The sequence below is a fragment of the Plantactinospora sp. DSM 117369 genome, assembly GCF_053764795.1.
In genome coordinates this window covers 1,360,111-1,373,240 of sequence record NZ_CM132446.1, presented here as the reverse complement: position 1 = coordinate 1,373,240, position 13,130 = coordinate 1,360,111, and the positions used below count along the sequence as shown (strand labels likewise).

At 72.5% G+C, this 13,130-nt stretch carries 12 protein-coding genes; 4 read left to right on the top strand and 8 right to left on the bottom strand.

All coding sequences use genetic code 11. The features are described from left to right. Nucleotide 1: 1 nt before the first annotated feature. The 4 genes from nfi to ACSMXO_RS06245 all read right to left on the bottom strand — a co-directional run bounded on the left by nfi (nucleotide 2) and on the right by ACSMXO_RS06245 (nucleotide 3,662). Nucleotides 2–712 carry a deoxyribonuclease V gene (gene nfi, locus ACSMXO_RS06260; protein ID WP_455417008.1) on the bottom strand — a complete coding sequence of 237 codons (711 nt, stop codon included), beginning with the start codon at nucleotides 710–712 and terminating at the stop codon, nucleotides 2–4. Beyond that, the gene (locus tag ACSMXO_RS06255; RefSeq protein WP_455417007.1) at nucleotides 706–2,169 is read right to left on the bottom strand and encodes an aldehyde dehydrogenase family protein; all 1,464 of its coding nucleotides are present in this window, start codon (nucleotides 2,167–2,169) and stop codon (nucleotides 706–708) included. The genes nfi and ACSMXO_RS06255 overlap by 7 nt, the downstream gene beginning before the upstream one ends. 87 nt (nucleotides 2,170–2,256) lie before the next feature. Further along, the gene (locus tag ACSMXO_RS06250) at nucleotides 2,257–2,994 is read right to left on the bottom strand and encodes a MerR family transcriptional regulator (protein ID WP_455417006.1); all 738 of its coding nucleotides are present in this window, start codon (nucleotides 2,992–2,994) and stop codon (nucleotides 2,257–2,259) included. 134 nt (nucleotides 2,995–3,128) lie between these two features. After that, complete coding sequence (locus tag ACSMXO_RS06245; RefSeq protein WP_346260108.1) at nucleotides 3,129–3,662, bottom strand: DinB family protein; 534 nt, start codon at nucleotides 3,660–3,662, stop codon at nucleotides 3,129–3,131. A gap of 250 nt (nucleotides 3,663–3,912) precedes the next feature. Between ACSMXO_RS06245 and ACSMXO_RS06240 the strand changes: the two genes are divergently transcribed. Continuing rightward, nucleotides 3,913–4,374 carry a hypothetical protein gene (locus ACSMXO_RS06240; RefSeq protein WP_455417005.1) on the top strand — a complete coding sequence of 154 codons (462 nt, stop codon included), beginning with the start codon at nucleotides 3,913–3,915 and terminating at the stop codon, nucleotides 4,372–4,374. A gap of 348 nt (nucleotides 4,375–4,722) precedes the next feature. After that, complete coding sequence (gene argS / locus ACSMXO_RS06235) at nucleotides 4,723–6,441, top strand: arginine--tRNA ligase (protein WP_455417004.1); 1,719 nt, start codon at nucleotides 4,723–4,725, stop codon at nucleotides 6,439–6,441. A 110-nt stretch (nucleotides 6,442–6,551) separates the two neighbouring features. Here the strand turns inward: argS and ACSMXO_RS06230 are convergent, their stop codons facing one another. Continuing rightward, nucleotides 6,552–6,836, bottom strand: a complete 285-nt coding sequence (locus ACSMXO_RS06230; protein ID WP_455417003.1) for a hypothetical protein — start codon at nucleotides 6,834–6,836, stop codon at nucleotides 6,552–6,554. Between the two features lie 549 nt (nucleotides 6,837–7,385). Between ACSMXO_RS06230 and ACSMXO_RS06225 the strand changes: the two genes are divergently transcribed. Beyond that, the gene (locus ACSMXO_RS06225; protein ID WP_455417002.1) at nucleotides 7,386–8,177 is read left to right on the top strand and encodes a helix-turn-helix domain-containing protein; all 792 of its coding nucleotides are present in this window, start codon (nucleotides 7,386–7,388) and stop codon (nucleotides 8,175–8,177) included. Further along, nucleotides 8,174–8,365, top strand: coding sequence for a DUF397 domain-containing protein (locus ACSMXO_RS06220; RefSeq protein WP_455417001.1), 192 nt, complete (start codon nucleotides 8,174–8,176; stop codon nucleotides 8,363–8,365). The genes ACSMXO_RS06225 and ACSMXO_RS06220 overlap by 4 nt, the downstream gene beginning before the upstream one ends. Before the next feature lie 75 nt (nucleotides 8,366–8,440). Here the strand turns inward: ACSMXO_RS06220 and ACSMXO_RS06215 are convergent, their stop codons facing one another. The 3 genes from ACSMXO_RS06215 to ACSMXO_RS06205 all read right to left on the bottom strand — a co-directional run bounded on the left by ACSMXO_RS06215 (nucleotide 8,441) and on the right by ACSMXO_RS06205 (nucleotide 13,097). Next, complete coding sequence (locus ACSMXO_RS06215; protein WP_455417000.1) at nucleotides 8,441–10,012, bottom strand: hypothetical protein; 1,572 nt, start codon at nucleotides 10,010–10,012, stop codon at nucleotides 8,441–8,443. Then, the gene (locus ACSMXO_RS06210) at nucleotides 10,009–12,081 is read right to left on the bottom strand and encodes a GTP-binding protein (RefSeq protein ID WP_455419183.1); all 2,073 of its coding nucleotides are present in this window, start codon (nucleotides 12,079–12,081) and stop codon (nucleotides 10,009–10,011) included. The genes ACSMXO_RS06215 and ACSMXO_RS06210 overlap by 4 nt, the downstream gene beginning before the upstream one ends. A 104-nt stretch (nucleotides 12,082–12,185) precedes the next feature. Continuing rightward, entirely contained in the window at nucleotides 12,186–13,097 is a 912-nt protein-coding gene (locus ACSMXO_RS06205; protein ID WP_455416999.1) for an IniB N-terminal domain-containing protein, read from the bottom strand. Nucleotides 13,098–13,130 lie beyond the last annotated feature (33 nt).

The following is a 13,130-nucleotide window of genomic DNA, read 5'->3' as shown; positions in this document are numbered from 1 at the left end:
GTTACACCCCGGCGAATTTGCGTAGTTCGGCCCGGCAGAGCCGGTCGGCCTGCCGGGTCGTCTCCGGCAACCGGTAGCGCGGGGTGAGCCGGAGCACCTGGGTGCAGGCATTGTCCAGGTCCATCCGGTGCCCGACCGAGACGAAGACCGGTTTGACGCCGTCCTGGGTACGCAGCACCCGGCCGACCTGCTCCGTGCCGTCGACCAGCGGCGCCCAGGACCCGCGCCGCCGCTCCGGCCCGGCCCACGTCCCGACCAGCGGGGTCTTGCCGACGCCGATCGCCGGACGGTCGGTGAGCACGCCCAGGTGGCAGGCGAGCCCGAACCGGCGCGGGTGGGCGAGCCCGTGCCCGTCGCAGACCAGCAGCTCCGGCTCGACGGTCAGCCGGGCGAGCGCGGCGAGCAGGGCAGGCAGCTCCCGGAAGGCGAACAGCCCGGGTACGTAGTCGAAGGCGGCCCGGCCGGTGACCACCGCCGTGTCGAGTACGGCCAGGGTGGTCGGGTCCAGCACGGTCACCGCGGCGGCGAGCCGGTCGCCGTCCTCGGCGTACGCCACGTCGAGCCCGGCCACCGTGCGGGGGGCGGTCGGCCCCGGCCCGGCCAGGTCGACCAGCGGGCGCAGCCGGTCCTGCACCGCCTCCGCCTCGGCGACCGTACCCGGGGTCTCGATCGTGGCGGAGACGGTGCACAGCTCCGGCGGTCGGGCTACCACTCGATCCCGCTCAGCACCATCACCCGGGGCTCGGTGTAGTCCTCCATCGCGCTGCGTACCCCCTCCCGGCCGACGCCGCTGCCCTTCACCCCGCCGTACGGCATCTGGTCGGCCCGGTACGACGGCACGTCGCCGACGATCACGCCGCCGACCCGGAGCGTCCGGTACGCGGCGAACGCGGTCTGGAGGCTGTGCGTGAAGATCCCGGCCTGCAACCCGTACGCCGAGTCGTTGACGGCGGCGAACCCGGCCGCGTCGTCCGGCACCGGCGCCACCACCAGGACCGGCCCGAAGACCTCCTCGGTGTTGACCCGGCACTGCGGCGGCACCCCGGTCAGCACCGTAGGGGTGTAGTTCGGGCCCTCGCGACGACCGCCCAGCTCGACGGTGGCCCCGGCCGCCACCGCCTCGTCGACCCAGCTCTCCACGCGCCGGGCGGCGGCCTCGTCGATCAGCGGCCCGACGTCGGTCGCCTCGTCGTACGGATCACCGGTTTGCAGTGCGGCGACCGCCGCGACCAGCCGGGGCAGGAAGCCGTCGAGCAGCCACTCGTGCACGAAGACCCGCTGCACCGCGATGCAGCTCTGCCCGGCCTGGTAGTTGCCGAAGGCGGCGATCCGCCGCGCGGCGTGGTCGAAGTCGTCGGCGCCGGCCCAGTCCGCGCAGACCACCGCGGCGGCGTTGCCGCCCAGCTCCAGCGTGACGTGCTTGCCCGGCACCGCCTGCCGGATCGCCGAGCCGACCGGCCCGGAACCGGTGAACGACACCACCGGCAGCCGGGGATCCCGGACCAGTTCGCCGGCCCGGTCGTTCGGCAGCGGCAGCACCGAGCACATCCCGGCCGGCAGGCCGCTCCCCGGCCCGTCCGGCTCGGTCACCTCGGCCAGCAGCTCGCCGAGGAGCAATGCGGTCAGCGGGGTTGCCGGGGCCGGCTTGACCACGATCGGCGCCCCGACCGCGAGCGCGGGGGCGACCTTGTGGGCGACCAGGTTCAGCGGGAAGTTGAACGGGGTGATGCCGAGCACCGGTCCCCGGGGCAGCCGGCGTACCAGGGCGATCCGCCCCTCCCCGGTCGGCTCGGTGTCCAGCCGCTGCATCTCGCCGGACCAGCGCCGGGCCTCCTCGGCGCCCCATCGGAAGGTGGCGACCGCGCGGGCCACCTCGGCCCTTGCCCATCTGACCGGCTTGCCGCTCTCGGCGGTGATCAGCCGGGCGACCTCCTCGGCCCGCTCGGCGAGCCGGCGCGACACGTGGTCCAGGGCTCCGGCCCGGACGTGTGCCGGCAGTGCGGCGGCCCGGTCGGCCACCGCAGCGGCGGCGGCGACCGCCGCCTCGACCTGCTGCGGATCGGCGTGGCTGGTCCGGCCGACCTCGCGACCGTCGTACGGATGCCGGACCACGAGCGGATCGGCGCCCCGGGCCGGCCGGCCGGCGAGGAGGAACGGCACGGATTCCACGCCCGGCAGCCTAACCCTCCGGTACCGGCCGACGGGTCACCGCTCGCCGTCTCCCTCGCCCGGCCCACTGCTCGGGTGGTCGGCGGGTCACCGCCCGCCGTCTCCCTCGCCCGGTGCGGTGCTCAGGTAGTCGTGCAGCCGGCTGGACCCTTCGAGCATCGCGGTGGCCCGCTCGGTCAGCTCCAGCCGACGCCGCGCCACGGCGGCCCGGAGCGCGGCAGTACTCCCGGTGCGGCGCAGACCGTCGAGGATCGGCTGGATCTGCGGCAGCAGGTAGCGGCTCCGCCGGAGCATGCTGATCATCTGGGCGTCCCGGATCTCGGCCGGGCCGAACCGGCGGTACCCGGTGCCCCGTTCCCGCTCCGGTATCAGCAGTCCGGCGGCCTCCCAGACCCGCAGCGCCGACGTACGCACGCCCAGCCGGGCCGCCAACTCGCCGATCCGCAGCGTCAGCCGGGGCATGCTCGGCGACTCGGTCTCCTGCTCGGCGACCGCCTCCAGCGCCGCAGCGGTCTCGGCGAGCGAGCGGCGTTCCTCGTGCAGCCCGGCATGACTGGCGTCGACCAGCGCGAGCGCGGACGGCAGGTCCCCGGCGTGCACCGCGTGCATGATCGAGCGAGCCGTCTCCCAGCCGTACCCCCGGGCCAGTGCCCGGTACGTCAGCAGCGCCCGGCGGTGCCGCTCGTCGAACTGGCGGTATCCCGAGGCGCTCCGGGGCGCCGGTGGCAGGACCCCGGCGTCGAGATAGTTGCGCACCTGCTGGGTGGAGATGCCGGCCAGCCGGGCCAGATCGACGGGACGCAGTCTCCGCTCCGGCCGGCTCACCGCGCCGTCCCGCCGCCCGGAGTCCGGCGCGCCGGGTTGAGGGTTGCCACGCGCATCCGCCCAGGATATGTCCAGGGGTTGCCAGAACTCTCAAGGCGGTTCGGAGCGGTGCTGGAAGGCTGGCTGATCGGCGGCTACTCGCCGACCGTACCGTCGAGCAGTTCCCGGGCGATGTCGAGGTGGCCGACGTGCCGGGCGTACTCCTGGAACAGGTGGAAGAGGATGCGGCCGAGCGACGGCGCCTGTGCGGCGGTGCGGAACCGCCCGCCGAGCCGGGCCGGCTCGGCCAGGTCGGCGGAGGCGGCGAGCGCCCGGGACCGGCGTACCTCGTCGTGGTAGGCCGCCAGCACGTCCTCGACGGACTCGTCGGCCGGTACCCGCCACTCCGCCTCGTCGTCCTCGGACGGGTACGCCAGCACGTCCTCGGCGGCGAACCCCCAGCGCATCCACCGCCGCTCCACCCAGCCGAGATGCTTGACCAGTCCGAGTGGCGACCAGCCGAGCGGCTCGACCGGGGCGCGGAGTTCCGGCTCGGTGAGGCCGTCGAGCTTGCGCAGCAGCGCCTCCCGGTACCAGTCCAGGTAACGCAGCAGCAGTTCGTGCGGGTCGGTGACATCGACCGGCGGATCGTCGAGGGTCGCCGGCCGGCGTTCGGGCGATGCGGACATGCCGGCGAGGCTAGCCGGAGGCCCGCCACCGCGCACAGGCCCGCGTCGAGGACGGGATCCGCTGTGCCAAGGACCGGTCTGGGCCTGGTCCCACGAACGCGATCGAGAGTGTCAGACCGTATCCCGCAAAGCCGTCCGGGCTCGTGGGCATTTCCCGAACGAGCAGGCGACGCGGCATGTGCTGGTGGGCGGGAACCTTGGAGATGTTGGCAGCGTCCCAGTGGGGCATCACTCTTCGAAGGAGGATCGGGTGGCGCGACGATACCTGGTGGCCGTCCTGTTTCTGCTGACCCCGGCTTTGGCAGCCGCAGGCTGCTCGGACGGCGCCCCGCCCACCGCCGGGCCGGTCACGGGTGCGTCGTCGGGCACGCCGAGTCCGAGCCATCCATTGCTGGCGAAGGTGCCCGAAGGCGGCACGCTGGGAGTCATCGTCACTCTGCAGTGGCCGGACGGCCAGACTCCCCCGCCATCGGACGACGAACGCCGGTTGCGGGCCATCGCCCAGGCGCAGGACGAACTCATCCAGGCGCTGAAGCCCTACGACGGCGCCAAGGTGAAGACGCGGTTCCGGCTCTATCCGCAACTCACGATGGTGGTTGATCGGCAGGCGTTGGCCTTCCTGCTCACCTCTCCCCTGGTGAAGTCGGTCGGCGAAAACGGCCGCAACCACACGACCGGTGCCCTACGCCTCCAGACGCAACAGGTCAGTTGACTCTGGCATGTGGCTTTGACACCGGAGCAGCGGGCGGAACGAAACCCACCGCCGGACCCTGGAAACCCCGTGCGTCGGGACCGGCATTCCGGCTAACCTGCCCCCGTGGCCAGTCCTGCCGCTTCGGCGTACCCCGACCTCTCCGGTCGGCTGGTGCCCTCGCCCGGGTCGTCCCCGGCCCTGGACCGACGGCGTTTGGTGGCTCGTTCCCGAGCCCGCCGAGGCCGCCTGAGCTGACCAGCCCTGTTCACGACCGGCGGACCGATCCGCCGGTACTCCGGTACGTCGATCAGTCCGCTCCGCCCCATCGGTCCGGCAACGGATCGGAGCGAGAGAGACGTACCTGGGATGAATCTCGAAAGTCTGCTCACCGACCGGCTGGCGCGGTCGTTCGCGGCGGTGTCCGGCGGCCCGGTGGATCCGGTGGTCCGGCGCTCCCGGCACGCCGACTTCCAGGCCGAGGCGGCACTGTCGCTGGCCCGCCGGCTCGGCCGGCCACCCCGGGAGATCGCCGCCGAGGTGGTCGAGCGGGCCGCGCTGGCCGACCTCTGCTCGTCGGTGTCGGTCTCCGGTCCCGGATTCGTCAACCTGACGGTGGCGGACGACCTGCTCGGCACGCTGCTGTCGAGGATGGCCGCCGATCCCCGGCTCGGCGTGCCGACCGCGACCACCCCGGAGACGGTGGTGGTGGACTACTCGGCGCCGAACGTGGCCAAGGAGATGCACGTCGGCCACCTCCGCTCGACCATCATCGGCGACGCCACCGCCCGGCTGCTGGAGTGGCTCGGGCACCGGGTCGTCCGGGCCAACCACCTGGGCGACTGGGGTACCCCGTTCGGGATGCTGATCGAGCACCTGGCCGACCTCGGCGGGTCCACCGCCGCGTCCGGGCTGTCGATCGGTGACCTGGACTCGTTCTACAAGGATGCCCGGGCCAAGTTCGACGCCGACGAGGCGTTCCGGCGGCGGGCCCGGGAGCGGGTGGTCGCGCTCCAGGGCGGGGACGAGTCGACGCTGCGGCTGTGGCGGCTGCTGGTCGCCGAGTCGGAGTCGTACTTCCTGGCCGTCTACGACCGGCTCGACGTGCTGCTGACCCGCGCGGACTTCGTCGGCGAGAGCCACTACAACCCGATGCTCGGCCCGGTCACCGACGAACTGGACCAGCTCGGCCTGCTCGTCGAGAGCGGCGACGCGGCCTGCGCCTTCCCGCCCGGCTTCCCCGGCCGGGGCGGCGAGCCGGTGCCGCTCATCGTGCGCAAGCGGGACGGCGGGTACGGCTACGCCGCCACCGACCTCGCCGCGCTCCGGTACCGGACCCGGGAACTCGGCGCCACCCGGCTGCTCTACGTCGTCGGCCTGCCGCAGCGGCAACACTTCGAGATGGTGTACGCGGTCGCCCGGCAGGCGGGCTGGCTGCAACCACCGGCCCGGGCCGCACACGTCGGCTTCGGGCTGGTCCTCGGCCCGGACGGCCGGAAGTTGGCCAGCCGGGCCGGTGACTCGGTGAAGCTGGTGGACCTGCTCGACGAGGCGGTGGCCCGGGCGGCGGCGCTGGCCCGGCAGAAGAACCCGGGCCTGGACCCGGCGGCGGTCGCCGAAGTGGCCCGGGCGATCGGCATCGGGGCCGTCAAGTATGCCGACCTCTCCGCCGACCGGACCCGGGACTACGTCTTCGACTGGGATCGGATGCTCGCACTGCACGGCAACACCGCCCCGTACCTCCAGTACGCGCACGCCCGGATCCGGTCCATCTTCCGGTGGGCCGGCCGGGCGGCGCCGGAGGGCGTACCGATCTCGATCGTCGAGCCGGCCGAGCGGGCGCTCGCGCTCGAACTGCTCGACTTCGGCGCGGTCGTCGGCGCCGTGGAACGGACCCTGGAGTTCCACCGCCTCGCCGGCCACCTCTACGGGGTCGCGGTCGCGTTCAGTGGCTTCTTCGAGCACTGTCCGGTGCTCCGGGCCGAGCCGGCCGTCCGGGAGAGCCGGCTCGTCCTCTGCGACCTCACCGCCCGGGTACTCCGGCAGGGCCTGCACCTGCTCGGCATCGCGGCACCGGAGCGGATGTGAGCGAAACCGCGTACCTAACGCCTGTCGGCGCCTGCGATAGCCAGGGCCCGCCCCGGTTCGCCGGAGGGGAAGGCGGCGGACCGGGGCGGGCCGGTCGGGTGACGAGGCGGTCAGCGGCGGCGGGGAACCCAGTAGAGGATCTGGCCGGTGATCAGCGCCGGATGCGTGTCGGGCAGCGCTTCCAGGGCGCGGGCAAGGTGTGCGGCGAGATACATCATCAGTCCCGTCCGGTCACCCCGGAAGCCGATCAGCAGGGACAGCCGGGCCGGCGCGCATGGCCAGGGATCGGAGCAGGTCTGGCAGCGGTACGCCTGCGCTGGGAGGTGCCGGCCGGTCGGGTACCGGCGTCGCATCCGCCGCATGGCGCGGTACCAACGCTCCTGCGGCCCGATCACCGGTCACACCCGCTCCCGGTGCCGGGCACGCCCAGCCTGTCCCGAGGTCAGTACGCCCGTGCGGCCGTTTCGCCGATAGGAGCGGGACGGCGTGTCCCAGCCGAGTCGGCGGTTGTTCGCCCGGAACCGGGCGGGCGAGGGTAATGCGTCCCGGTCCACTGGCACCGGAGTTTCAGTCCGGAGAACGGCCCGGTACGCCGCCCCGGTCAACGGCGGCACCGTCGGCGCGTACGGCATCGGAACCAGGTCTACCGAGTCCGGGCACCGCCAGCGGAGGCCGCACCGGCAATACCGCCAGAGCCGACGCCAATTCCGGCGGTGATGTGGCTTCGTCCCGAGACCGAACCTCATACTGCCCTACCTTCCATAGAACCCGACGGCACGATGAGAGCGCCGGAAACCGATCTGAAATGCGTGGTTCCACCTTGGACGCACAGGCCCTACGCTGGGAACACCTCGCGCCGCTATGGGTAGTGCTGGCAGATCTATGGCGTGCGTGAATGCTGTTGAAGAGCCGTGAATAATTGATCTATCTCCTGGGGAATCCTGATGATCGAAGTACCGGAACCACTGGCCGCTTTCATCGTTGTCGAGATCCGCCGGGGCAGGCAGGCGGCCAAAATGACGCAGGAGGCGTTCGGACGGTTGGCAAACTTCTCCGCGTCGCATGTGAGTGCCGTCGAGAAACGGACCCGCGCCCTGACGATGGACTTCATCGCCGGCGCCGACCGCGCCCTGAAGACCGGCGGGCTGTACGAACGCCTCGTGATCACCCTCGGCGTGCCGACCTGGCTGCGCGAGTGGATCCACCACGAGCGCGAAGCGGTCGCCCTACGGTCGTTCGAGAACGTCGTGCTGCCGGGTTTGTTCCAGACCGAGGCGTACGCGCGGGCGCTGCTCAGCGGCGCACTATTCACCGTCGAACAGGTGCAGCAGAAGGTCACAGAGCGGCTGGCTCGGCAGGCCATCCTCACGCGCGAGGATCCGCCCCAGGTCATCTCCATCGTTGACGAGTGCGTGCTCCGCCGGGTCATCGGCGGGCGCGAGGTGATGCGCGAACAGTTGGCACACCTGCTCAAGCTGGGCACCACTCCGCTGGTGCAGATACAGGTAGTACCTGCCAACGTCGGGTCGTACCCTGGACTCGGCGGGCCGTTCGTGTTGGCGACCCTGCCGACCAACGCAGACGTGGGCTACATCGACAATCAGTTGCACGGGCAGGTGGTCGAGCAGCCCGCCGACGTGTTGCAGTTGCGTCGGGCATGGGACGCCATCCGGGGCAGCGCGCTAACAGTCCCGCAGTCAACCGAGTTGATCACGGAAGTGATGGACAAGCTATGAACCTAACCGGCGCCGAGTGGCGCAAGAGCACGCGCAGCAGCACGAACGGCGGGAACTGCGTCGAGGTCGCCCGCAACCTTCCCGACGTCGTGGCCGTGCGAGACAGCAAGGACGTCACCGGCCCCGTGCTCGCCTTCGCACCGACCGCCTGGCGCGCATTCGTCGGCGAGGTCACCCACCGCCGGTAGCCCTGCTGCCATCGGACACGACCAGCGCCCCGCTCCCCGGCAGACCCGGGCGGTGGGGCGCGGTGTTCGGGTACGTCACTGTCCGGAGAGTTCGGCGAGGATTCCCTCGCAACTGCGTACCACGACCCTCGCCGCACGGCGCTGGTCGACGCCGCGCAGCGGGTCCTCGGCCAGGTCCTGCCAGCGGCGTACCGCCGCCGAGCCGCGCGCCCACAGTTCGTCTGCGGTGGCGTCGTGCTCGACGCCGAGCCGGGCCGCCACGCTCGCCCCGTCCCCGCCGATCAGCCGGTTGGCCTCGGCCGACAGCTCCGGGTCGAACCGGAGCTGGCCGCCGAGGAGCGCGGCCGAAAGCCGCAGTTCGCGGAACTCGTGCGCGCCGGCCAGCACCTGCTCCAGCCGGGCCAGCAGCTCCGACGCGCCCGGTCGCGGCTCGGCCCGGAGCAGCGACTCCAGGGCCATCAGTACCGCCCGGGACTTGAGCACCGGGGCACGGTCCACGAAATACCGGGTCATCGACTCGCGCAGCTCGGTCAGGCCGCTGCGCCGGACCAGCTCGGCGGCGAGCCGGGCCCGGCTGTCGGAGCCGGTCCGGACCAGCGTGGTCGACAGGCGTACCCCGAAGATGCCGAGCCGGTCGAGCAGCCGGCGCCGGGTTTCCACGTCGAGCGGGATCGGGAAGTCGGCGGCGAGGAACCGGTCGGTGGAGAGCAGCAGCCGGTCGGTCTCCGCCCGGGGCAGCCCGGCCAGCGCGGCGAGCGCGGCGTACTCCGACTCGCTCAGCATCCGGCCGGCGAGCGCGACGAGCCCGCCGAGCGCGACCACGCTCAGGCAGTGCGCGTTGACCCGAGGGTCGCGGCGGTGCCGGCGGGCGAGCTGCCGGGCGGTGAGCAGCGCGTCGACCCGGCCACCGGCGAGTTCGTCCACCCTGGACAGCACCAGGAGTACGTTCACCGGCGCGGCCCGGGCCACCGAGCCCGGCTGCGCCGCCTGGAACGGCGACAGGTCGTCCCCGCTGCCGTCCCGGCTCAGATAGAGCACGGCGTCCGCCTCGCGGACGATCCGCTGCACGGTGGCCGCGCCGCCACCGGGACCGCCGACCAGTTCGGCGTCCCCACCGGCGGTCGGCCCCGCCCCGAGCGCCAGCCGCCCTTTCCCGGCCTGGTCGTCCTCGCCGTCCGTCCGGGTGTCGTCAGCCCGGTGACTGACCGCCGGAGTGTCGATCAGTACGGCGTGCCGCAGCGCCCGGGTCGGCCACTGCACCACGATGTCGTCGACCTGGTCCCACCGCCCGCCACCGAGGTCCACCCGCATCCCGCTGGCGGTACGGGTCACCGCGAGGTCCCGGGGCGCACCCCCGGTCGGGTACGCGGTGACCCGGGGTTCCGGCCCGTCCTCGTACCAGGTGAAGACCTGGCGGCCGTCGGCCACCTCGACCGGGGCGACCGCCTCGCCCATCACGGCGTTGACCAGCGTCGACTTGCCGGACCGCCACGGGCCGGCGACGGCGATCCGCAGTGGCTCCTCGAACCGGGCGAACTGCCGGTGCAACTCCTCCACCGCTCGGGGATCGTTGCCGTAGACCTCCAGCGCCTCGTGCACCAACCCCCAGGCCGCCTCGTCGAGCCGGCCGACCCGGCTCGCGCTCACGGCCCGGGCTCCAGTCCGGTGCGCCCGGTGCCGAGGGACTGCGCGCCGGTCAGCGCCTGCGCCTTCTCGTAGAGGTCGGCCAGCCGCTTCATCTCCAGGGCGAGCCGGCGCTGCCGCTGGTCACGCTCGGCGGCGTCGGCCTCGGCCGCCTGCTTCGCGCTCCGGAACGACCGTACGATGCCCTCCTGCAACTCCTCGGTCAGCCCGGTGAAGTGATCCCGGAGCATCCGCTGCACCTGCCGGGCGGTGTCCTTGCAGTCCTTGCTCAGCCGGAGGAAGAAGTCGTCGACGTGCCGCTGGGTCGCCGTCTTGACCGCCGCCTGCCGGCGTTTGAGCAGCGACTTCCCCTCGTCGCGGACGCTCTTGCCGCCGAACAGCGCACCGGCGCCGAGCGAGATCGGGTTGATCAGCGGCATCCCGGCCAGCGTGGTGGCCAGGCCGAACATCAGCACGCCGCCGTACGAGCCGCGCAGCCCGGTGACCAGCTTCTGGGTCCGGGTGAACTTCTCCACCGTCGGCTGCTCCATGATCTGGATCCGGTCGCTGAGGTTCTCCGGTACCCGTACCGACCAGCTCGGCAGCGCGTCGAAGCCGTACCGGTCGAACTGGCTGGCGACCCGGTTGGCGATCCAGCCGCAGCGCTCGGCCAGCCAGGCGTAGTTCGCCTCGGCCGCGTCGGTGAGGTTTTCGGTCAGCCACTCCTGGAAGGTGTCCCAGCCGGTGAGCGGGTCGGCCTTGTCGAACGCCTCGTCCACCTTGCGCAGGATCTGCCGGGTACGGTCCCGCAGGTCGTACTCGACGTCGGAGATCAGGTCCGCCATCTCGTCGTTCAGGGTGTTCTGCCAGCGCACCGAGCAGCGGCGCAGCTCGTCCACCTCGCGCTGGGCCGCGTGCAGTTTCGAGATCGGGCCGGACTGCTCGACGGCGACCTCCTTCGACACCGCGAGTTCGGCGCGGAGCGGCGCCGCGAGCTGTTCGAGGACGGTCCGGGCGCTCAGCGCCACCGCCGCCCGGGCCAGCACGTCGGCCTTGCCGGCCTGGTCGCGCTTGATCCGGTTGAGCAGCTCCGGGAAGTGCGACTCGGCGTTGAGCTGCTTGTCGTTGCTCCGGGCCGCCTGGAGGCGCAGCGTCGCGGAGACCGGGATCAGCGCCGCCGGTACGCCCGCGTCGGCCAGGTGCTGCCGGTTGCGCTCGACCACGGTACGCCAGTGCGGCACCATGTCGATCTTGCTCTGCACCACGGCCAGGTTGGCGTGCGACCGGGCGATGTGCAGCAGCAGGTTCAGCTCGGCGACCGAGAGTTCCCGGGTCACGTCCGAGACCAGCAGCACCAGGTCGGCCTGGTTCGGGGTGGCGGCCGGACTGATCGCCCGCCCCGGATCGGTACCGTCCGCTCCGGGCGTGTCGACGAGGACGAGTCCGGAGGCGAGCAACGCCCGGGGAATGCCGATCTCGGCGTGCTCCAGCCCACCGCCCGGCCGCCGCCCCACGGTCCCACCACCACTGGTGACCGTACGCCCACCGCCGGCCGGTCCGGCGGCGGCCAGTGCTTCCCCGATCCCGCCGCTGCGACCGCTGATCCGGGCCACGATCTGCTCGATCGGCACGGCGAGCCGCTGTGCCGGACCGGGTACGGCCGTGCCGGGACGCGCACCGGAGACCGGTGCGCTGGCCGGACCTGCCGGGCCGGTCCGCTCCGGTGGCCCCTGCGGGGCGCGTCGGCGGGCCGTCGGCCGCTCCGGATCCTGGCCGTCCGCCGGCCGCCGCGCCGGCTGGTCCGATGCCTGCGGCGGGCTCCAGACCAGGGCGGCGGTCGGCGTCTCGGCGTGTCCGACCACGGTCGGGATGGTGGTGCTGACCCCGTCCCCCACCGGGCAGACCGAGGCGTTGAGCAACGCGTTGACGAGTTGGCTCTTGCCCTGTTTGGGTTCGCCCACGATCAGCACCCGCAGCCTCGGATCCAGCAGTTGGGCCCGCCGGAGCCGAAGCCACGAGATCAGGTCGCCCCGACCGTGCACGCCGGAGACCCGCACGATCTCGTCGAGTACGTCAAGCCAGATGGGCGCCATCACCGCACCAAGTGTGCCGGTTGCGCCGGAATTATCAAGAGGACCGAAGGCCGGACCGTGGGACCACGGTCCGGCCTTCGGTGGGCCTCACGGACTTCCCGCGCTCAGAGAAGGTCGTCCGCGATTCCCAGGAGGCCGCCGGAGGTGGAGGCGTCTACTTCTCCGGCATGGCCGCTGTCACCGATGACACCCGAGGTGGTGTCGCTGAGAGTGTTGCCGAGGCTGTCGGTCAGGCCGGTCACCGTCGAGGTGGTGTCGTCGAGTACCGGTGTCCCGGTCGAGCTGAGCGGTTCGAGGTCCAGCGCGTCGCCGACTCCGGTCACCGTGTCAGTCACGCCACCGACGGTGTCGGTCACGCCGCCGACCGTATCCGACACGCCGCCGACACCGAGCGAGTCGACCAGCCCGGTGACGTCGTCCAGCGTGCCCTGCACGGTGTCACCGGCGAAGTCGACCAGGCCGATCTGACCGCCGTCCACGGCGTTTCCGACCGGGCCGTCGGTGGTGCCGACCGCGCCGGTGGGGTCGGTGAGCACCGGGTCGACCACCTCGGAGTCGAGGGTGTCGGCGACGTCCACACCGGTCGGCACCAGCGGGTCGACCAGACCCAGCGGGTCGGAGAGCTGGTCGGCGCCGAGCCCCGGCAGCACGCCGTTGAGCGCGCCCGGCGCGACGCTGATCGCGCCCAGCGTCGCCGCGTTGACGTCCGAACCCGGCGAGTGCGTGGAGACGCCGAGCTGCGTGGCGACGCTCTGCAACTGGCCGATGACGCCGCTCGGGTCGAGCTGGAACTGGCCGAGCCCCAGGTCGTCGCCGACCGGCGCCAGCGAGGTGAGGCCCTGGACCGGCGCGTAGTCCACCACCAGCGGCACCACGTCCTGGACGTCCGCGACGCTGATGTCGGCCAGTCCGGCGTCGCGCAGCGTCCCCTCCGGGTCGATCTCGAAGGCCGAGCGGGCGTCCGGATTGGTCAGCAGGTTCAGCACGAAGTCGTGCAGTGTCTGGGGCGAGCCCATGTGCCGGTCTCCTCGGTGCGGTCCCCGCCCGGC

Excerpts from the sequence above, each read along its gene's own strand:
- ACSMXO_RS06245 (WP_346260108.1), bottom strand. The coding sequence starts at position 3,662 with ATGTCCGCATCGCCCGAACGCCGGCCGGCGACCCTCGACGATCCGCCG.
- argS (WP_455417004.1), top strand. The coding sequence starts at position 4,723 with ATGAATCTCGAAAGTCTGCTCACCGACCGGCTGGCGCGGTCGTTCGCG.
- ACSMXO_RS06225 (WP_455417002.1), top strand. The coding sequence starts at position 7,386 with ATGATCGAAGTACCGGAACCACTGGCCGCTTTCATCGTTGTCGAGATC.
- ACSMXO_RS06220 (WP_455417001.1), top strand. The coding sequence starts at position 8,174 with ATGAACCTAACCGGCGCCGAGTGGCGCAAGAGCACGCGCAGCAGCACG.
- ACSMXO_RS06210 (WP_455419183.1), bottom strand. The coding sequence starts at position 12,081 with ATGGCGCCCATCTGGCTTGACGTACTCGACGAGATCGTGCGGGTCTCC.
- ACSMXO_RS06205 (WP_455416999.1), bottom strand. The coding sequence starts at position 13,097 with ATGGGCTCGCCCCAGACACTGCACGACTTCGTGCTGAACCTGCTGACC.